Below are 19970 nucleotides of genomic sequence, written 5' to 3'. Positions count from 1 at the left end.
AAATGAATCATTATGACCGATAATAAGAAAAAGGTGTTTGGAGTGAAAACAGTGAACTTTAAACATGCGGCACACCGTTACAAAGAGACCAACTTAGTTACACGCACAGAGGTCGAGCATGTCTTAGTTTTGTTAAATGAATGTTTGTGCCAGACGTACCTCTGTGAAAAAGCCATTCAATCAGAGGATCGAGAATCACTTTATGCCTGTTTAACAACAGCGCAGCAGCTCTTATTTGAATTAATGGCAACTGCAGATCGGCGCACGGTAGAAGGAGAACGTTTACTATCATTTTATGCTTATTTGAATCAATGCCTCGTTCAAGTTCGACTCAATCAAAAGCTAGCAGCATTGCATGAAGTGCTTGAGTATTTGCAAGAGATGATTAAGTCTTGGGAAATCGCAAAACAAAAAAGTCGACAGCAAAACTATACGAGTGAATGGATTTAAAAAAGGAGAAGGCATCCCGCCTTCTCCGCTTCTTATTTTCCTTTAAACTTAGGCTTTCGTTTTTCCGCAAAGGCAGTTAGCGCTTCAATGCGATCTTCTGTTGGAATCGTCACTTCATACGCCTTACGCTCGATGGCAAGCCCTGTCTGCAAATCGACGTTCATGCCATGCTTAATAGAAAATTTTGCTTGCTGCAAGGCGATGGGGCCGTTTGCTAGAATTGCATCTGCAAATTGGGCTGTTTCCTGTAGCAATTCATCCGCAGGCGTAACTTTTGTGACGACGCCATACGTGAGTGCTTCAGCAGCTGTCAATTTTCTCGCTGTCAAAATTAGCTCGAGTGCTTTCGCTTCACCGATAAGTCGTGGTAGACGCTGCGTCCCACCAGCCCCTGGAATAATCGCCAACCCTGTTTCCGTTAACCCCATAAGTGCGGTATCCGCGGCGATACGGAAGTCACAGGAAAGTGCTAGTTCCATGCCGCCACCAAAAGCAAAACCGTTCATCATGGCGATTGTCGGCTGTGGCAAATGTTCAATCGCCGTAAAGACATCGCCGATTTTGTACAAATTGCGCTTCACTTTAATATCCGTTAGTGTTTTGCGTTCTTTTAAATCAGCCCCGACGCTAAATGCGCGCTCACCAGCCCCCGTAAAAACCACAAGCCGAATATCTGGATTAATGCGAATCGACTCCGTAATTTGTCCAAGCTCAACCAACATGTCATAATTAAATGCATTCATCGACTCAGGACGAGCAAGTGTCACAAAAGCAAGGTTCCCCTTCTGTTCATAGCGAATATTGTCCATGCTAAATCCCCTTTCACAAACTTTTTCCATAATTAGAACATATCATTTATCGGAGATTATCGCTATAAATAGAAGTTTTTTAGTGTGAAAGTATGGTGTTTTTTGCTATACTTCGTATAAATGGGGTGCGAAAAGTGAAGGATGCGAATGTTTTCGTAGGTCGCCAGCCAATATTAGATCAATATGGTAATCTCTTTGCCTATGAATTATTATATCGAAACAGCAATACCAATCGTTTTCCTAATATAGATTCTACCAAGGCGACGATTAGCTTGCTCATTGACACATTTTTAACACTTGGTGTTGATAAAGTCTCGGGAAAAAGTTTGTCGTTTATCAATTTTACAGGTGAATTACTAGCACAAGATATTTTTAAAAGCTTAGATCCAAATCAGGTTGTTATTGAAATTTTGGAAGATGTTGAAATTACACCATCTCTTGTAACAAAGTTACGTAAACTAAAAGACAATGGCTTCACAATTGCGTTAGATGATTTTATTTTAAGTCCACAATATGAAGTCCATAGTGAATTGTTTGAACTTGTCGATATCATTAAAGTCGATTTTTTAGGGACCACATTGAAAGAGCGTTTAAGTATTGAAAACCTCACACGAAAAAATCCACATATCCAACTACTAGCCGAGAAAATTGAAACAGAAGAACACTTTATAAGTGCGAAAAATGCAGGGTATAAGTTCTTTCAAGGATATTTTTTTGCAAAACCTGAAATTATTACAGGTGTTGAAATTCCTCCCAACGTGAACTTGCATTTCTATATTATTAAACAGCTCAATGCAGAAAGCCCGAACATTGAAGAAATCTCCGAGCTGATTATGCGTGATGTGTCGTTATCGTATAAATTACTTCGATACATTAACACGCTAGCATTTGGTGTGCCTAAAAAAATTACTTCTATTAAACAGGCAATTGTTATTATCGGCTTAAGGGAAACCAAAAAGTGGATGCATTTTCTGACACTGCGCGAAATGGGCGTAGGTATGGGGACAGGTCGGGTTGCCGCACTTGTCGATTATTCATTGACGCGAGCAAAAATGTGTGAACAATTAGCGAGGCGCACAGGGAAGCGCAATGCTGACGAATATTTTCTTGCAGGCATGTTTTCGTTGATCGACGTCATTATGAAGCGAAGTTGGGATGATGTGTTACCGCTTATCGCGATTTCTGATGAAGTCGAACAAGCGCTAAGAGGCGAGGATTCCGAGATTACGCCATACTTGCAAATTACGGAGGCCATCGAGCGATTGGATTTAGAACAAGCTAAACGATTAGCCGAGGAAGTCGGCATCGACTACACACAACTTAGCACTTATTCACTTGAAGCCAATCGTTGGGCGAATCTTTTAGAATAAATAACATACAATCGTTTACTCCTTATGGATGGGGTGGGCGGTTGTATTTTTTTATTGTTTAAGTAGGTGACCTGCGCTTTTCTTTTTGAGAAATTCCACCATCTTGATTCCTATTTCTCCTCAATTTAGGTAGAATAGAGGCAGGAGTGATTAATTTTGAAAACAGCAATTGTTACAGATAGTACGGCCTATTTACCTGCCAGTTTGATGGAGGAACTAGGGATTCATATGATTCCATTAACTGTGACACTTGACGGTAAGGCGTATGATGAAGAAATAGATATTAGCACGGCGGAATTTTACGATAAAGTGCGTGGTGGCGGTCCACTACCAAAGACCTCACAGCCACCAGTTGGTAAATTTGTTGAATTATTTGAGTCACTAAAAGAAACCTATGATGCAGTCATTTCCATCCACCTATCCAGCGGCATTAGCGGTACCTACGCAGGTGCAAGGCAAGCAAGTGAGATGGTAGAAGGTATTGATGTGCAGACATTTGACTCGGAAATATCCTGCCATCCACAAGGCTTTTACGTCTTGCGTGCAGCGGAGCTAGCCAAACAGGGAGCGACACCCGATGCGATCATGGCTGAACTCGTGGAGATGAAACAAACATTGCGTGCCTATTTCATGGTAGATGATCTTGCTCATTTACAGCGTGGCGGCAGATTATCTAGCGCACAAGCACTTATTGGCGGATTGTTACAAGTAAAGCCATTGTTACATTTTCAGGATAAAGTCATCGTCCCTTACGAAAAAATTCGCACACGTAAAAAAGCGATGAAACGAATTGTCGATCTGCTAGCGGCAGATGCGGCGACGATGCCAATCGAAGCGGTCATCATCCATGGCAATCGACCAGAAGAGGCCGAAGCATGGCTTGTCGAATTGACTGAACAGTTACCAGATGTTCAATTTACCATCAGTCACTTTGGTCCTGTCATCGGCACGCATTTAGGTGAAGGTGCAATGGGACTTGGTTGGGTGAAACGAAAAGCGTAAGGCAATGAAGAGGGATAGAGTTCAGTCCCTCTCTTAATACATAACCTACTTCACGGAGACTTAAAATGGAGGTGTTGCAATTGGCACATACATTCGACCCCGCAGTCAGGTATTTCCTGAACGGCCGTATTTGGCTGCGCCTGCACACCCCATTTCCAGACGAAACGATTGACGCACATATCGCATCCGACCATATTCAAATCATCCCTGGCATTCAATCCACCAAGACCGTTGTTGGTCAAGCGCATCATTTTTGCAATCGCTGTGAAAATGACACCCCCTCTCGTTTTACGACATTTATCTGCGCCAAATGTAATGGTCCTTGCACCTATTGCAGGCATTGTCTCAAAATGGGACGTATTTCCTCCTGCACAGAACTCATCGTGTGGAACGGGGAACTCCCAAGCTACCCAAACATCCATCCACTGGCTTGGCAAGGAACACTCACGCCACGGCAACAACAAGCATCCGAAGAACTTCTCGACAGTACAACTAAACGTATTCCTCATCTTATTCACGCCGTGTGCGGAGCAGGAAAAACAGAAATCTTATTCGAGCCGATTCACCAGCTACTACTAGAAGGTAAACGAGTATGTATCGCTGCTCCACGTGTCGATGTCATATTGGAACTTGAACCGCGTTTGCGCGCAGCCTTTCCACAAACCGCAATCGAAGCACTTTATGGCGGTGCTGTAACGACAACTGTGGCTCCGCAGCTTATCCTGGCGACAACGCATCAGCTCTATCGGTTCCGACATGCATTTGACGTGATTTTTGTCGATGAAGCAGATGCTTTCCCTTATACGGCAGATGAAACTTTACGCAGAGCTGTTCGTAAAGCGGCAAAACCGGGTGCACCAATTCATGTTGTCACAGCCACGCCATCAGACAAGCTACTAGCCGACGTGAAGCGAACTGGCAAAATAACGATGATTAGCCAGCGTTATCACGGACAGCCACTACCCGTTCCGCGGTACGATACGCTATGGAATTATGCTAAGCATATCCAAAAAGGCAAGCTACCTAAAAAACTGATGACCTGGACAATGGACCGACTTGAACGACAGCAGCCGTTTCTCATCTTCTTCCACACCATTGCACTAATGGAAGAAGCCGAGCCTTTATTCCAACAGCTAGATGCACGTATTCGCTCCGTTCATGCTGCACATCCAGAACGCAAAGAAGCTGTACAAGCCTTGCGCCATCAAACTATCCCTGGACTTCTCACGACAACGATTTTGGAACGCGGCATTACCATTCCAAATGTCCAAGTGGCTGTCGTTGGGGCCGAACAGCTGCTTTTTACAAAAGGAGCATTGATCCAAATTGGTGGACGTGTCGGACGTTCAGCGCAATTCCCAGCAGGTGATTTCGTCCTATTTCATCAAGGAATTACCTATGCTATGGATGATGCAAAAAATGCTATTATCCAGCATAATAAAGGTGGTGTCCGTACATGAACGACTGCCCGCTCTGTGAACAAGCTATGAATGTCGCACCATCCTGGCAAAGCTTGTTGGGGTTCGATAAGCAAACAATGATTTGCCAAGATTGTTCAAAAAAGTTCCAACGCGCCGATATAAAGGAAGAGAACGCTTATTTAGATCAAGTGACGTCACTCTACATCTATAACGACATTATGCGAGACTACTTGCACCAGTTCAAATTTCTTCAAGACGTCCAACTTGCCAGCGTTTTTGCACAGGAACTGCGCAAGTACTTAACAAGGAAGGCAACAATCGTTCCAATTCCTATGCATCCAGAAAAAAAGATTCAACGAACATTTGCGCATGTCGATGAACTATTGAAATGTGCACGCATTCCTTATAGCGAGTTATTAGAAAAAATTGACCAAGATGCAATGGGAGAAAAGTCGAGAGCACAGCGTCTAGCGATGAAACCATTATTTACCTTGAAACCGGGAGTGACCATTCACCCTGGCACATACATATTAGTAGATGATATTTATACAACCGGTACGACGCTTCGCCACGCAGCAGCTGTGTTACGACAAGCAGGCGCAACGCGAATTGAAGCTGTAACGCTCATACGTGCTGAACGATAAATCGATTGGAGATGGTTGAAATGGCTGAATTACGAGATTGCCCAACATGTGGTGAATTCTTTAACTACACAGGTGTACGAGATGTGTGCGCAAAATGCTTTGCAAATGAAGAGAAGAAATACGAAGAAGTTTACCGTTTTTTAAGAAGGCGCGAAAACCGAGCAGCAACAGTTGAACGCATCGTCGAAGCGACAGGTGTAACGGATACTTTGCTCCATAAATGGGTGCGAAAAGGACGGTTGCAACCAGCCTTGTTCCCGAACCTCGGTTATCCATGTGACAATTGCGGTAAACTGACGAACAAAGGAAAGTTATGCGAGAGCTGTACAGCAACAATTGAAAATAATCTACGAACATTTGAGGCCGCACGGGAATTTAGAGAGACCGTTGAGCAACAGCAAAGAGGCACATATCTGAAAGATCGTAAATCAAAATAACAAGGAAAAACCGGTCACTTTCGAACTGACTGGTTTTTTTCGTTCAAAAGACCCTAAACGTTTACGAACTTATGCCGAAATAAAGAATAAGGTAATACCAAAAGCATAAGCTGTACACGAAAGGAGCGAGAGTAGATGAAAATCCAGAAATTCAATCTTCCTGCCATTAACCCTTATAAAGCCAATCAGTTAAAAGCAGACCAATTCGAACAACAAGCAAAAAGGCAAACCGATAAAATCGAAATTTCATCCGAAGCAAAGCAGCTTTCGGAGGTTTCTCCCATTACGATTGAACGCAACGATCGTGTTCAACAATTAAAAGCACAAATCGAATCAGGCACATATGAAGTCAATGCCGAACAACTCGCTTCCAACCTAGTCAAATATTACAATGCGTAAAATACATGCATGAAAGTAGGAAAAGACATGTCCATCACAACGATCTTGACGTCACTCGACAACTTGGAAAAACTTCATAGAAGTCTGCTACGGATCGCATATGACAAGACAGCCGTCATTAAAAGCGGGGACATGGAAGGACTCGACCAATTGCTAAAAGACGAGCAATCCCATTTGGCAGCCATCATGCAAATGGATGGTCTAAGACAACAGGGGGTCGTAAGCTATTTGGCAAATCAAGGACGATCAACGCCAGCGAATCCAACTGTCACTGACTTGCTCGATGCAGTACCGGAAGCGGACAAGAAAAGCCTTGAGGAGGCGAGGGACCGTCTCCTGCATGCGATTCATGACCTGAAATGGCAAAATGATTTGAATCAGAAGCTAACCTATCAATCACTTCAGTTCGTGAATCTGTCGCTGGATATGGTCCGTCCACGTCCAGAATCGACCAACTACTCAAAAACAGAAATTAGCGGAAAACGCGTATCGAAAGAACAAACTTCTTTCGATTCTCAAGCCTAAGGAGGCCCACCATGCGCTCATCATTTATGGGATTAGAAACAAGTAAACGTGGTATGTTTACGCATCAGTCTGCACTTTATACAACAGGACATAACATTAGTAACGCCAACACACTCGGCTATTCACGCCAACGTGTCAATATGGAATCTACTTCAGGATATCCTGGAGTTGGTTTAAACTCGGGTACAATGCCTGGGTTTCTTGGAACAGGGGTTCAAGCCGGGTCTATTCAACGAGTTCGGGATTCGTTTGTTGATCAGCAATATAGGCAAGAGGCAAACAAATTTGGTTATTGGGAGTCGCAAACAAAAGCGATTTCCCAAATGGAAGACGTATTGGCTGAGCCTTCTGCATACGGACTTCAAAAATCAATGAGCGAATTCTGGCAATCATTACAGGATCTTGCTGTGAACCCTAAAGACGGTGGTGCACGTTCTGTCGTTATTCGACGAGGTGAGGCAGTAGCAGACTCCTTCAATTACATACACAAGTCATTGAAGGACATCCAAACGAACTTAGGAAAGGAAATTGACGTTACTACTGGTGAAGTTAACTCCATTCTTCAACAAATTTCTGAGTTGAACGAACAGATTACAAATGTAGAACCAAACGGCTATCTGCCGAATGATTTATATGACGCACGCGATGTACTAATCGATCAGCTTTCGTCTATTCTGCCGATTGAAACAAGCTATGAAAAATCAGGTGGACGCGCACTTGCGATTGCTGAAGGTACTGTCACGATTACGTTGAAAATGAAAAATGGTGACAAAATCGAGTTGGTCAATAGGAATAGATTCGCAACTTTAGGAACAGATCCAAACCCATTGGTAGCAGTGGATGGAAGCAATAATCCAATCAGTGGACTAACCATACAATCATCTGATGGAACGAAATATACACCTGAACATGTAGATTTTTTAGATCATGGACAGTTAAAATCGCTAATGAACTCTTATGGGTATGATACACAAACAGTAGATGCCAATGGAGATAAAATTATCAAAGGCTTATACCCAGATATGATTGCTGAGTTGAACAAAATGGCGAAGGCTTTCGTTAAAGAATTCAATGCTATTCATGAGCTAGGATATGGATTGCCACCTAACGATGCTGCGAATGGTACTCCTTTCTTCGATCCGGCTGGACTTGAGGCTGGAAGCATTAAAGTGAATTCCGATATCATAGACGATCCAACCAAGCTTGGAGCTTCAGGCGCGCCGGGAGAAGAAGGTAACAGTGAAATTGCGAAAAAACTTGCCGATCTTCAATTTGGAGCAATGAATGATCTGGATGGTGCAACCATTCAAGATTATTACAAAGGCGTTATCGGTAAACTAGGTGTAGATGGTCGACAAGCTGAAAATAATACACTTAATTCGGCAACATTATTAGGCGCGGTCGAACATCGTCGTGCATCCATCAGCTCTGTCTCACTTGACGAAGAAATGACAGATATGATTCGATTCCAACAAGCATATAACGCGTCAGCACGTATGATTACCGTTGTCGACGAAACACTTGATAAGATTATCAATGGTATGGGCGTTGTTGGAAGATAATGATCTTCACTATTAGGGATATATAGGAGGAAATTAAATGCGCGTCACACAATCAATGCTTTCCAGTAATATGCTTCGGAATCTTTCCGCGAGCTACAATAAAATGGGCAAGCTACAAGAACAAATTACAACCGGTAAAAAAGTCAATCGTCCATCCGATGATCCTGTCATTGTCATGAAAGGCATGGGTTATCGTATGGAGGTTGACAAAGTTGCCCAATTCAAACGGAACTTGGGGGAAGTAAATAACTACCTTGACAGCTCCGATGCTGCACTCGATCAAGTCGGTGTAGCATTAAAGCGCGCGGGTGAGCTTGTTAACAAAGGTGCAAATGGTACTTTGACAGAAGATGATCGCGAAAAAATCATGAGTGAGCTTAATCAGATACGTGAACAAATTCAGGACATGGCGAATACCAAATCGGGCGATAAATACATTTTTAGTGGAACGAAAACAGGTTCACCATTATATGATAAAAATGCGACTCCGCCAGGTTATCCAGATATGACAAATCCAGATAATGCAGGTTTCGGAAAAGATATAAACATCGAAGTGTTTGACGGTGTATCCCTAAAGGTCAATACGAATGCTCGTGATCTATTTAGTGATATTGATGATGTATTTGAAACATTAGCTGGCAATCCCGACCAAGCTGCATTTAGTGCAGCGATGACATCGTTTGAAGAACAATTTGGGGAAGTTCTAACAATGCGTGCCGACATCGGTGCGCGTCAAAATCGCTCTGAAATGATGGAAAACCGTCTTGAATCTCAAGAAGGTGCTGCCAAAAAACAAATGAGTGAAAATGAAGATATTGAATACGAAAAAGTTATCACGGATATGATCACGGAAGAAGCAATTCACCGTGCCGCACTTTCCGTCGGAGCACGTATCATTCAACCATCACTCGTAGACTTCTTACGTTAAAAGAAAAGACCTATACAAAAATTCTTGAAAGCGTTTGGACAACCTCCAAACGCTTTCTTTTAGAAGGTGACACTATTGAATATTCCACAACTCCAAATCCAAACAACACGCGGTATACTAGGACTACAAATCACAAAGCCTATTCAAGAAATTGAACAGCCGAGGCCAACGATGGACCTACAGCAACCCGCTGCAATCTTAGAAATCTCAACAACAAGACCCCAACTTTCGATAGATACAACTGAAGCGCGGGCGGACTTGGACCTGAAAAGTGTTAGAAGGCGGATTGAGGAACATGCACAACGTGGCCAACAAGGCGCGATGGAAGGCATCGCAAGACGAGCGCAAGAAGGCCAAGAAATGCTACGTATCGAAAATGGCGGCAATGCAATCGTTGAACTAAGTAAGCGAAATGGAACGCCACCACCAGCCCCACTCGGTATCCGATTCGTCGGTGATCGCTCAAAAGTCCAAGTGTCTATTCAACCAGGTACCACCAATATCCAAGCAACACCACAAAAAGTCGTCAACGACTCGCAAATTAACAAACCAATTCACCAGTACACGCCAGGCAAAGTGACGGGTGTCATGGAGCAAGAACCATCTATTCAAATTGATGTGAAATGGTGAATATACAGTCGTGGGTGCTTAGGCATCCTAACTAGTGATGTAATCTCAAAAGACCGGCGAATCTGCTGGTCTTTTGTTATCCCTAAAACAATGCTATTCTAACAATAAGAACCACAAAAAAAGGAGCGACCCACATGCAAATCCAAACAAAATTCCACGGCAATATCGAAATTAAACCTGACCAAACATGGAGCTTTCCAAAAGGAATCCCAGGCTTCGAAGACGAAAAACAATTTGCCCTCCTTTCTATAGAAGGAAACGATATATTCCAAGTACTACAATCCACTCAAACACCAACAATCGCACTCATCGTTGCCAATCCCTATACACTCATCGAAGACTATAGCTTCGACGTCGACGAACCAACCATTAATTTACTCGATATTAACAGTGAACAAGATGTTTTCATACTTAGCGTCATCTCTCTCAAAGAGCCGTTCGAATCCTCGACCATCAATTTACAAGCACCACTCATTTTCCAAGCAACTACAAAAAAAGCTAGGCAAATGATCCTGAGCGACACTAAATTCTCATTACGTCACCCAATCGGCACACTAGCGGCCGAAAAAGGGGGCAACTAACATGCTCGTACTCTCTCGAAAAGTAAACGAAACGATTAAAATCGGTGACGACATCGAAATCCGCATACTCGAAGTAAAAGGCGACACAGTACGCATAGGCATCGAAGCCCCTAAATCCATCGATATCTTACGAGGTGAGCTTGTCCTCTCTATTTCTGAAACAAATACAGAAGCCACAACCCTAGATACCGCACTCTTTTCACAACTTATGAAGAAAAACTAAAAAACTTACAAAGAAAAGCTAAACACTTACATGACTTGTCCGATATTAGTATTGTAAGCGGCAGTAAAGCGTTCGGCCGGCCCTTTACTCCGTGAGCAACAACCAAAAATTACGGTTCACATGGATGTGAACCACACACAACTCAAGGAGGAAATGAATCATGAGAATTAACCACAATATCGCAGCACTTAACACGCACCGTCAACTAGGTATGAACAACAATGCAGCTTCTAAAAACTTGGAGAAACTATCTTCAGGCCTTCAAATCAACCGTGCAGGAGACGACGCAGCAGGTCTTGCAATTTCTGAAAAAATGCGTAACCAAATCCGCGGTATGGAACAAGCTTCAACAAACGCACAAGATGGTATCTCACTTATCCAAACAGCTGAAGGCGCATTGAACGAAACACACGCAATGCTACAACGTATGGCTGAGCTTTACACTAAAGCAGGTAACGAAACACTTACTACAACTGATACTGCTAAAATCCAAGCTGAAATTACGCAACTTACATCACAAATTGATGACATTGCAAACCAAACGCAGTTTAATACAAAGAAATTATTAAACGCATCTGGTGCTACAGTTGTTTTCCAAGTTGGCGCTAATTCAGGTGAAACAATTACATTGACATTGAGTGATAATACAGCAACCGGTTTAGGATTAAGTGGATTAACTGAATTTAGTGGTGGTAATATTGGTAATGCTACAGCAGCAGCTAACTTAACAATCGTCCAAAATGCAATCAACACTGTATCTGAGAACCGTTCGAATCTAGGAGCTGTTCAAAACCGCCTTGAGCACACAATCAACAACCTTGGAGCATCTTCTGAAAACCTAACAGCTGCGGAATCACGTATCCGTGACGTTGACATGGCGAAAGAAATGATGGACTTCACAAAGAACAATATCCTTACACAAGCAGCACAAGCAATGTTGGCTCAATCGAATCAGATGCCACAAGGTGTATTACAACTCCTTAGGTAATCGATTCAAGGGCGTCTTACTTGGTAACGGGTAAGAGCATCACTGGGTGAATTGCTGGAACTTCCTGAAGCTCACTTCACGACAACGCAGCTGGAAACGGCAAACGTGAACGTTCAAAAAGAAGTGAGATTGGATAATCAGCAGCCAAGCTCCTGTGGGGAAACCCTGGAGAAGGTTCAACGACTAGGATAGACCGTCTAAGGCTTCACTGCTATGACGATGAAATCCGTAGGGCACCGTAATTCGTCCGAAGCGCCCAGCCCCTACAAGGTAAGCTTTTAGGGTGAAGATATAGTCTATTCTATGATCGAAAGACATAGCGGCAAAGCAAGCCAACCAACAACCACAAGGCGTACTTCAACTTCTACGTTAATCTGGTTAAAAAACACGATTCGGAATTTCCGAATCGTGTTTTACTTTTTTATTAATTCAAAGGACTCTTTTCGAATCTCACTCCACTTATAAACAACAGACCAATAGCTCCTATTTAATAATTCCCCAATATCCTTATCTGTATAGCCAATCAATTTTAGTTTAATGAGTAATTCGATTTCTTTTTCCGAATAAGATTTGCTTCGTTCGCTAGAGCTTGTGAGCACTTCGTATTCAGGATACTTTTCCGAGTATCGGATTAATTCTTTTGTGAAACGATAATTCCAGTTTGACTTATAGAACATGGATGGGCATTCTAAAATAACGGAGCGTATTGCTTGGAGAAATGTAAATGTCTCTCCCACGGTAGTTGTTTTTAATACATGACCAAATCCATCTTTTCTTCTGCTTAAAGAAAGGTTTACTTTGAAATATTTGACAATATAAGTTCTTAAAGGTTCTAAATCTGATTTTGAGAAAGATTGTAAATAAAGATAAATGTGCGGCGTAAGGTAGATTTTCTTCAATCTATGGTTAATCCGATAAGTGATAGAAAGGGAACCATCGTCCATATACAACGTGGCAAGAAACTGTGGGAGTATGCAACTTTCAAGAATTTGCTTGGGAATACGCTTAACACGATTAGAGTTGTAAAACAATTGCTCTAATTCAGTGAATAGTGGTAGTGATCTGGATAATAACTCACTTTTTGTTTCATTGAAATAGAGAAGTCCATCTAATTGGGCGACCTTCCATTCACGATAGGCAAGCTGTGCTTCACCGAAGTGTTCACGATAGTTACTATTGATTCTTCTAGATTTCTTTGTGATCTTTGCTAGTGTTCCATCACCTAATATACTGGCGAGAAACACGGCGTATTGAAATGGAGAAAGTGTACTTTTATAGATAAGCATTCACATCACTCTGTTCGAACGTTTATTCTTATTATATCATTTTGTTAAGTACTGTCATCTATATAATCGCGAAGGTTCTACAACTTCATCATTATATAGATACGAACAAAACACGGCCTTAGCGATCGGCCGTGTTGTTATTTATCTTTTGGCTGGATACATCTCATAAAAATCTGCTAAAGAAATATGCTTCAAATTAGCAATATAGGCACCGCCTTCTGTACAATTGAAAAATTGTACATGTGTGTGTTGCTTCGCATAATTTTCAAACCATCGTCGATAACTGTTTAGATTTCTTTCGGTTGTTACTTGTTCTTTTTGATAATAATCCAACACAGTTAGAGAACCACTGATATCCTTTTGTGCATGCGCGCCATCGGTATGACTTAGATTATTGGTATACGCAAGATCTTGACCGACGAGTGCAATGGGATTTGCTCCGAAGTGGACAAGTAAATCTAATAATGCAGTTGCGACAGAGCCACCAGAATTAGTAAGTGGTTCTTTTTGCTGCTCGGCCAAACTTATCGCTTTATCGAATCCCTTTTGAAATAATATTCGTCGCGGACCTGTATGGAGTTGGATAGTGTCATGATAAGCTGTGCTTAAGTAAAAAAGAGGTGTCTTGGGCAAATCTAAAGTAGTTAACTGATTAAATGTGCCGATATTCGGATCAATGATGACAATGATATCAGGCATAATTCCTGCTTGAAGTAAAGGCTTTACTGCGGTCCCAACAGCGCAAATTGGAACGGTACTTTCCTCTTGAATTTTCTTTAAGAGGGGAAGCTGTTTATGCAGCGAAGGACCAGCCGAGACAAGAATTGCAGGTTGCTCATGCCATTGATAATGCAAATCGGCAATTCCTTTATCGTTCAAAAGACGGTTTTTATCAAAGTTGGCATGCATATTATCAATTTGTCTACGTATGGATTTTTGTTTCATTTGTATATCTTTTAAAGTTGTTTCAATTGGCATGAATCTAGGGGGTAAAATATCAAAAACACTTTTATGTATGAGCACATTATTGGTGTATTCTTGTGAAAATAGTTTCTGTTGTTGCTCTTTTGACAACGAATCAATTACGGAAATCGATATGTTGTCAAATATCTTCAATTTATGTGCAAATGGGCTGTTCATGAACCAGTTGTAATACTGCTCGTTAAATTCAATAACGTGGATGTCTAGATTAGGGTGTAATTGAGCAACTTCCAACATGTGGTGCCCTGCACCTAATCCGAGTATGGTAATGCCGTAATCCAGTTCAACAAGTTCTAGTTCGACCTGCGCCCAACGCTTTGCTTCGTTTAAAGGATCATACTTGCTATGAAACGTTATTTGTTTGCCCTTATATTGCAGTTGAACAGTAGGAACTGTTTTGGTTTCAATAATTGTGATGTTCAAATTCCACACGCTCCAATGTTAAGTAATGGCTGTACTACTAGTATAACTGTTCTCGTATGAGAACGGGTCAGTACCTTCATTTAATTAAGAACGTTTATTTCGATTTTGTTCAAACTTCTCACAAACTACCATTGGAACTTTAGACTTTTAAGCCGATATAAAGAGTATGAGCATGATACACTATAGTCAAGTAGATTATTGGAGGAATGTAGCTGTGGAGTTAACTTTTCAAGAGCAAAAATTTGAATTTAACACGAAACCGTCCCCGGACGAAATCGTTGCGAAAATCAATGAATTATTGAAAGAGAATTATTATTTTAGTCACTTTATTGCAGATGGCTTTGAAATTTATGACGACCATGAAGACTATTTAATAGTGAATATTGATCGAATTGAAAAACTTGAGGTAATCGCGAAGACGGAGAAGGAATTTTTAAATGAACTTCTTCTTTCAACGGAGGATTATTTGAAGCGTGCTAAACCAGAACTTGCTTCACTTTCAGATGGCTTCTATTCGAATCCATCCCCAGAAGTCCGTTCTAGCTTCAGTCAGCTGATGGAAGGACTTCAGTGGCTGGATGAGATGTTAGCAGCGATAGATAACAGCAACGAGCGCCCGGCGGATTGGGACATATGTATGGAACTATCAGCGTCCATGAATGCAGAAATTGCGAATCTCTCTGAGGCTGTGGAAAACAGCGATAATATCCTGATTGCTGACATTATTCAATACGAGTTTATTCCGCTATTTGAGTCTCTGGAAACTGAAATTGGAAAAACAATCGATACTGTAGGTACTCGTCATGATCTTAGTTGACAATCGAAATGTATTAAGACTTCGAAATCGAGAATTATTGACTCATCTTGTGGCTTTCGAAGAAAATTATAAAGATTTCAAGACTACCGTTGAACCATCAAAAGCAGGAATTCCTACACTGAAATTGGATGTTGACGGGAAGATACAGTATCTACATAGTAAATATGACCCTGAAAAAGAAGCAGAACGGCTAATGAGTCAGCTGGAGAATGTGGAGAATTCGAAACATATCCTCTTTGTCGGTTGTGGGTTAGGGTACCATATTCAGCAGTTTACTGAACAATACCCAGCCATGAGGTTTTCTATCTATGAGCCGAACGAGGAAGTACTTGTCAGTTATTTATCGAATCGCAAGTTAGACGATTTACCATTAAAAAATCTGGATACTATTTTCACCGGTAACGATGAATCTCAGCTACAACAGCGAATCAGTGCATTGTTGCAATCAGCAAACAGCCAGCTTTATATTTATACACTACCTGTTTACGAATCGCTTTATGGTGACCAAATTCAGGTGCTTATGCAGAAAGCATTGGTGACACTGAAAGAAAAACGAAACGCCCTCGCGGTAAGTAGTTCTTTTCAAAAACGTTGGACAGTCAATTCTATCAAAAACTTCCCGACGATCCTGAAAACACCGAATATCTTACATGACATTGATAAAAGTGTATTCGAAGGTAAACCAGCGATTATTGTGGCAGCTGGCCCTTCATTAAATGAGGAATTTGAGAATTTACGCTGTATAAAAGAGCATGGACTAGCTTATATTTTCTCTGTTGGATCGGCTATTAATGCGTTGATTGAGCATGGGATTTATCCGGATGCAGCTTGTACATATGATCCACAACTCAACAATGCTAGAGTTATTCAAATTATTAAAGATAAAAAAATTAATGACATTCCATTAGTGTTCGGAAGTAGTGTCGGCTTTGAAACCCTTAAGGATTATCCTGGGAAAATGCTTCACATGATTGTCAGTCAAGATACGGTTTCACCAACTCTTTTGAAACATAATCACTCCAAATATCTTGACTATGTGAACGATGCCCCTTCAATCGCAGTTGTTACATTTCAACTATTGACTAAACTTGGTTTCAATAAAATTATCCTTGTTGGACAAAACCTTGCTTATATCGATAATAAACACTATGCAAAAGGAATTGACTACGGGACTGGTTCTCAAGAAGTAAAAGCGGATTCTTTGGCCAAGGCCCTTATTGTGAAAGACGTTTATGGGAATGACGTCAAGACGACCGAAGGTTTTAACCAGATGAGAAGCCAACTTGAAATGTACATTTCTCAGAATAAGCATCTTGATATTATTAATACAACAAAGAATGGAGCGGCTATCGAAGGCGCAGTATACAAGCCGTTAACCGATCTAATCGAGCAGCAATTGCATGCTAAAGTAGTACACAATGGATGGGCAGATGGGAATAATGATTACAATGATGATTATTTAGATTCTAGATTAGTTTATATAGATGAACAGCAAAAAAAACTCGGGAAATTATTGCATAGTGCAATGAGTGGTTTGGAGAAAATTCAACAAAAAGTGACTCGAAGAACCTTTTCAACTATCGAAATTGACTATAGTAATCTCGATAAAGAATTTAATCTTATAAAAGATAATTCATTTTATAAATGTTGTATAGAACCAATGATGCGCGTCCAAAATGAGCAACTGGCAAAAAAAATTCAATCAGCCCGTTATGAAAAAAATCAGTTGAAAAAGGGAGAAACTATCAATCAAGAGTTTCAACTGTTTTTACACGGATGTACTTCGCATTATACTTTTGCCTCAGAGCTATATGAAGAAATGAAATCAAAAATAGCACAATAAGTATGGGGAATTACAGCGGGAGACATTATTACAATACCAGATACCTGGAATTGTTGATTTTCATGCGTAAGCCAATTCAAAAGTCTAGTATTTATAGGCAACAAGAGAAAGGTGATAAAAATGTATACTTTATTATACGGAGCAAAGAAAAATGTAGGGGATTATTTAATACTTGATCGGGCAGTGAAACTTTTAGAAAAGCATCGACCTGATAGAAAACTAAACCTTGTAAAAAGATGGTTGCCAATAGATGAACATCTAGAACAAATCAATAAATCGAAGGCTGTTATTTTGTGTGGAGGGCCAGCTTATCAGAAAGAATTCTATCCAGGGATTTACCCACTTACAAAAGAGTTAGCTGATATCAAGGTACCTATCATACCTTTTGGTCTAGGATGGTTTAGCGAATATGCGGATCAAGACTGGACGGATTTCAACTTTTCGAATAGTTCATATCTGATGATAGATCGTATACATCGTACTATTCCATTATCAAGTACAAGAGATTATTATACGGAATCGATTTTAAAAAATCATGGTTTTAATAATACGATAATGACTGGTTGTCCAGCATGGTATGAGTTAGATCACATTCAGGATCAATTTAAACCTGCAAATGAAATTAAGAAAGTGGTTGTTACTACAGCACAAGATGTTCAATTCCATGAACAAAACATAGATTTATTGCATCGAGTTAGCGAGATGTTTCCGGATGCCGAAAAATATTGTGTTTTCCATAGAGGTATTTTAAACGATCCTGAAACATCTATTTCAGAAGAAAATAACTTGTTAAAAATTAAATCCGCTGCAGATGCACTAAATTATCAGGTTGTTGATGCTTCTTACGATGTGAAAAAAATCGATTTTTATAAACAATGTGATATCCATTTTGGATATCGAGTGCATGCTCATATTTACTTTTTAAGTATTCGTAAGCCAAGCTTTTTATTACATGAGGATGGAAGGGGAAGGGGATTCTCCGAAGCTATGAACCTCACTTGTGATTTGCCTGCATATAAGAGTAATATATTAGACGACTTTATGGATAGGGTTTCAGCTGATTTAGAGAACAACTTTAGTAGCTTTATTGGTTTAGAAAAAGTTTTTCAAACGTATTATAAAAATATGGAAAGTTTCATAAAAACATTGCCATAACTTTTCAAAAGGATGTAGCAGAGATGAAGATAATAATTCCTCTTTTTAAAGAAAATCAAAAATTACCAAAGCAATTTACGAAATTACTATATGGTAAGCCAGCCATTGAGTACTTAATAAATACATTAAATTCTTCAAATATAGGACATTTTAAGTTTGAAATATGGACAAATATTGAAGAGATTCGAGATAAATATAATGATTTAAAAATAGAATTTCAAACATATGATCAAGCTAAAAGTTTAAACAATAAAAACTTAATATTTATTAACCCTAACTTTGCCTTCATATCAGAGTTTACTATTAGTGAGTGTATTAAATATCCTGAGAATAGCCTAGTGAGCGGAGATAGTTTTGTGCTTGTTGACAAGTTATCGCAAATTGGTAAAACACCAACTTTTATTGATCAAAGTAATCAAATGATTCACCTGAGTTCTAAAGAACAAATTAATCTTGGAACAAGGTATGGTTGGTGGATAGCTGAAAAGGAATTGAAAAAAAAGAAAATAATAGTACATCCTCTTTCAGCGAAAAAGCTAGGCACAGGTCATATTTATAGGGGATTAACATTGGCGACAAGATTATTTGTAGATCATGATGTTATTTTCTTATTTAGAAGTGACCAACAATTAGGGATAAATATGGTATCTAACGAAGGTTTTGAAGTATTAACATATAGTGAAAATAAAAATCCGGAAGAAGAAATTATCAAAAATAAACCTGATATTGTCATAAATGATTTATTAGATACTTCAAAAGACTATATTATAAAGTTGAAACAATGTGGTATTAGGGTTATCAATTTTGAAGATATGGGTGAAGGTGCAGCCTATGCTGACGCTGTCATTAATGCTTTATATCCAGGAGAGGTTCCTCAAGATAATTTTTATACGGGAGAAGATTATTATTGCATCAGAGAGGACTTTATTGGTGTCTCCAAAAAAGTTATAACAAAGGACGTCAAAGAAATACTGATAACCTACGGCGGGGAAGATCCTCAATTTTTAACGTTAACCACATTAAAAGGTATTTTAAAGCTACAAGTAGAATTTCATTTTCATGTTAAAATAATTTTAGGTCCTGCTTTTAATAAACACGATGAACTTCATAATACAATCGAAGAGTTAGGGCTTAATGAAAAAGTAACTATATACGATAGTGTTAAGGATATGTCTCGTTTTATGAGAGAAGCAGATATTATTTTTACTTCGGCAGGTAGAACAATGTATGAAGTAGCAACAATAGGAACACCGGCAGTGGTCACGGCTCAGAATTATAGGGAGCTAACCCACACTTTTGGTCATCCATACAATGGTTTTTATAATTTAGGCTATTGGGCAGATGCAAGTGAAAACAGTTATTATGAAGTAACTAAAAAGCTTATTATTAATTATGATTTAAGAAAATTAATGCATGATAGAATGTCGAAAAGTGATTTTTCCCAAGGGATTAATCGTGTATTAAGGATTATATTAAACGAGGAGGACGAATAAAAA

The 19970-nt window shown here is 40.0% G+C and carries 21 protein-coding genes; 18 read left to right on the top strand and 3 right to left on the bottom strand.

Annotated features, from left to right (window positions below):
• Positions 1–51: 51 nt before the first annotated feature.
• Positions 52–450: a flagellar protein FliS gene (locus tag MKY34_RS20775; protein WP_342513007.1), complete on the top strand. Its 399-nt coding sequence runs from the start codon at positions 52–54 to the stop codon at positions 448–450.
• Positions 451–482: 32 nt separating this feature from the next.
• Here MKY34_RS20775 and MKY34_RS20770 read toward each other — a convergent pair whose 3' ends face one another.
• Entirely contained in the window at positions 483–1259 is a 777-nt protein-coding gene (locus tag MKY34_RS20770; protein ID WP_342513006.1) for an enoyl-CoA hydratase-related protein, read from the bottom strand.
• Positions 1260–1393: 134 nt separating this feature from the next.
• Here MKY34_RS20770 and MKY34_RS20765 point away from each other — a divergent pair, with 134 nt between their 5' ends.
• From MKY34_RS20765 to hag, 13 genes are all read left to right on the top strand, one after another.
• On the top strand, positions 1394–2629 hold the full coding sequence (locus tag MKY34_RS20765; protein WP_342513005.1) for an HDOD domain-containing protein: 1236 nt from the start codon (positions 1394–1396) through the stop codon (positions 2627–2629).
• Positions 2630–2785: 156 nt separating this feature from the next.
• Positions 2786–3631: a DegV family protein gene (locus tag MKY34_RS20760; protein WP_342513004.1), complete on the top strand. Its 846-nt coding sequence runs from the start codon at positions 2786–2788 to the stop codon at positions 3629–3631.
• Between the two features lie 65 nt (positions 3632–3696).
• Complete coding sequence (locus tag MKY34_RS20755) at positions 3697–5091, top strand: DEAD/DEAH box helicase family protein (RefSeq protein WP_342513003.1); 1395 nt, start codon at positions 3697–3699, stop codon at positions 5089–5091.
• Positions 5088–5696 (top strand): ComF family protein, encoded by a 609-nt coding sequence (locus tag MKY34_RS20750; protein WP_342513002.1) that lies wholly within the window; start codon positions 5088–5090, stop codon positions 5694–5696. Before MKY34_RS20755 ends, MKY34_RS20750 begins: the two co-directional genes overlap by 4 nt.
• Before the next feature lie 20 nt (positions 5697–5716).
• Positions 5717–6133, top strand: coding sequence for a TIGR03826 family flagellar region protein (locus MKY34_RS20745; RefSeq protein WP_342513001.1), 417 nt, complete (start codon positions 5717–5719; stop codon positions 6131–6133).
• A 135-nt stretch (positions 6134–6268) separates the two neighbouring features.
• A complete protein-coding gene (gene flgM / locus MKY34_RS20740) occupies positions 6269–6532 on the top strand; it encodes a flagellar biosynthesis anti-sigma factor FlgM (RefSeq protein ID WP_342513000.1) in 264 nt (87 codons plus the stop codon).
• 27 nt (positions 6533–6559) lie between these two features.
• Positions 6560–7057, top strand: coding sequence for a flagellar protein FlgN (locus MKY34_RS20735; protein ID WP_342512999.1), 498 nt, complete (start codon positions 6560–6562; stop codon positions 7055–7057).
• A gap of 11 nt (positions 7058–7068) precedes the next feature.
• The gene (gene flgK, locus MKY34_RS20730; RefSeq protein WP_342512998.1) at positions 7069–8619 is read left to right on the top strand and encodes a flagellar hook-associated protein FlgK; all 1551 of its coding nucleotides are present in this window, start codon (positions 7069–7071) and stop codon (positions 8617–8619) included.
• A 37-nt stretch (positions 8620–8656) separates the two neighbouring features.
• Positions 8657–9547 (top strand): flagellar hook-associated protein FlgL, encoded by an 891-nt coding sequence (gene flgL, locus MKY34_RS20725; protein WP_342512997.1) that lies wholly within the window; start codon positions 8657–8659, stop codon positions 9545–9547.
• A 75-nt stretch (positions 9548–9622) separates the two neighbouring features.
• A complete protein-coding gene (locus tag MKY34_RS20720; protein WP_342512996.1) occupies positions 9623–10177 on the top strand; it encodes a DUF6470 family protein in 555 nt (184 codons plus the stop codon).
• Between the two features lie 134 nt (positions 10178–10311).
• Positions 10312–10758, top strand: a complete 447-nt coding sequence (gene fliW / locus MKY34_RS20715; RefSeq protein WP_342512995.1) for a flagellar assembly protein FliW — start codon at positions 10312–10314, stop codon at positions 10756–10758.
• Between the two features lies 1 nt (position 10759).
• Positions 10760–10981 (top strand): carbon storage regulator CsrA, encoded by a 222-nt coding sequence (gene csrA, locus MKY34_RS20710; protein ID WP_342512994.1) that lies wholly within the window; start codon positions 10760–10762, stop codon positions 10979–10981.
• 160 nt (positions 10982–11141) lie between these two features.
• Positions 11142–11969, top strand: a complete 828-nt coding sequence (hag, locus tag MKY34_RS20705; RefSeq protein ID WP_342512993.1) for a flagellin Hag — start codon at positions 11142–11144, stop codon at positions 11967–11969.
• Positions 11970–12382: 413 nt separating this feature from the next.
• Here hag and MKY34_RS20700 read toward each other — a convergent pair whose 3' ends face one another.
• Both MKY34_RS20700 and MKY34_RS20695 read right to left on the bottom strand, forming a co-directional pair.
• Entirely contained in the window at positions 12383–13255 is an 873-nt protein-coding gene (locus tag MKY34_RS20700; protein WP_342512992.1) for a DNA endonuclease, read from the bottom strand.
• A gap of 141 nt (positions 13256–13396) precedes the next feature.
• Positions 13397–14659 carry a 6-hydroxymethylpterin diphosphokinase MptE-like protein gene (locus MKY34_RS20695; protein ID WP_342512991.1) on the bottom strand — a complete coding sequence of 421 codons (1263 nt, stop codon included), beginning with the start codon at positions 14657–14659 and terminating at the stop codon, positions 13397–13399.
• Positions 14660–14873: 214 nt separating this feature from the next.
• Here MKY34_RS20695 and MKY34_RS20690 point away from each other — a divergent pair, with 214 nt between their 5' ends.
• The 4 genes from MKY34_RS20690 (at position 14874) to MKY34_RS20675 (ending at position 19967) form a co-directional block, all read left to right on the top strand.
• Positions 14874–15476, top strand: coding sequence for a hypothetical protein (locus MKY34_RS20690; RefSeq protein ID WP_342512990.1), 603 nt, complete (start codon positions 14874–14876; stop codon positions 15474–15476).
• Positions 15463–17319, top strand: coding sequence for a 6-hydroxymethylpterin diphosphokinase MptE-like protein (locus MKY34_RS20685; protein ID WP_342512989.1), 1857 nt, complete (start codon positions 15463–15465; stop codon positions 17317–17319). Before MKY34_RS20690 ends, MKY34_RS20685 begins: the two co-directional genes overlap by 14 nt.
• A 120-nt stretch (positions 17320–17439) precedes the next feature.
• Positions 17440–18474: a polysaccharide pyruvyl transferase family protein gene (locus tag MKY34_RS20680; protein ID WP_342512988.1), complete on the top strand. Its 1035-nt coding sequence runs from the start codon at positions 17440–17442 to the stop codon at positions 18472–18474.
• Between the two features lie 23 nt (positions 18475–18497).
• Positions 18498–19967, top strand: a complete 1470-nt coding sequence (locus tag MKY34_RS20675; RefSeq protein ID WP_342512987.1) for a hypothetical protein — start codon at positions 18498–18500, stop codon at positions 19965–19967.
• The last annotated feature ends 3 nt before the right edge of the window (positions 19968–19970 follow it).

The organism is Sporosarcina sp. FSL K6-1522 (genome assembly GCF_038622445.1).
GTDB lineage: Bacteria > Bacillota > Bacilli > Bacillales_A > Planococcaceae > Sporosarcina.
Note: the sequence above shows the minus strand (reverse complement) of the source record. Positions and strands in the feature narration are given on the sequence as shown.

Excerpts from the sequence above, each read along its gene's own strand:
- MKY34_RS20750 (WP_342513002.1), top strand. The coding sequence starts at position 5,088 with ATGAACGACTGCCCGCTCTGTGAACAAGCTATGAATGTCGCACCATCC.
- MKY34_RS20685 (WP_342512989.1), top strand. The coding sequence starts at position 15,463 with ATGATCTTAGTTGACAATCGAAATGTATTAAGACTTCGAAATCGAGAA.
- MKY34_RS20745 (WP_342513001.1), top strand. The coding sequence starts at position 5,717 with ATGGCTGAATTACGAGATTGCCCAACATGTGGTGAATTCTTTAACTAC.
- csrA (WP_342512994.1), top strand. The coding sequence starts at position 10,760 with ATGCTCGTACTCTCTCGAAAAGTAAACGAAACGATTAAAATCGGTGAC.
- flgK (WP_342512998.1), top strand. The coding sequence starts at position 7,069 with ATGCGCTCATCATTTATGGGATTAGAAACAAGTAAACGTGGTATGTTT.
- MKY34_RS20735 (WP_342512999.1), top strand. The coding sequence starts at position 6,560 with ATGTCCATCACAACGATCTTGACGTCACTCGACAACTTGGAAAAACTT.
- MKY34_RS20755 (WP_342513003.1), top strand. The coding sequence starts at position 3,697 with ATGGAGGTGTTGCAATTGGCACATACATTCGACCCCGCAGTCAGGTAT.
- fliW (WP_342512995.1), top strand. The coding sequence starts at position 10,312 with ATGCAAATCCAAACAAAATTCCACGGCAATATCGAAATTAAACCTGAC.
- hag (WP_342512993.1), top strand. The coding sequence starts at position 11,142 with ATGAGAATTAACCACAATATCGCAGCACTTAACACGCACCGTCAACTA.
- MKY34_RS20770 (WP_342513006.1), bottom strand. The coding sequence starts at position 1,259 with ATGGACAATATTCGCTATGAACAGAAGGGGAACCTTGCTTTTGTGACA.
- MKY34_RS20675 (WP_342512987.1), top strand. The coding sequence starts at position 18,498 with ATGAAGATAATAATTCCTCTTTTTAAAGAAAATCAAAAATTACCAAAG.
- flgM (WP_342513000.1), top strand. The coding sequence starts at position 6,269 with ATGAAAATCCAGAAATTCAATCTTCCTGCCATTAACCCTTATAAAGCC.
- MKY34_RS20700 (WP_342512992.1), bottom strand. The coding sequence starts at position 13,255 with ATGCTTATCTATAAAAGTACACTTTCTCCATTTCAATACGCCGTGTTT.
- MKY34_RS20680 (WP_342512988.1), top strand. The coding sequence starts at position 17,440 with ATGTATACTTTATTATACGGAGCAAAGAAAAATGTAGGGGATTATTTA.
- flgL (WP_342512997.1), top strand. The coding sequence starts at position 8,657 with ATGCGCGTCACACAATCAATGCTTTCCAGTAATATGCTTCGGAATCTT.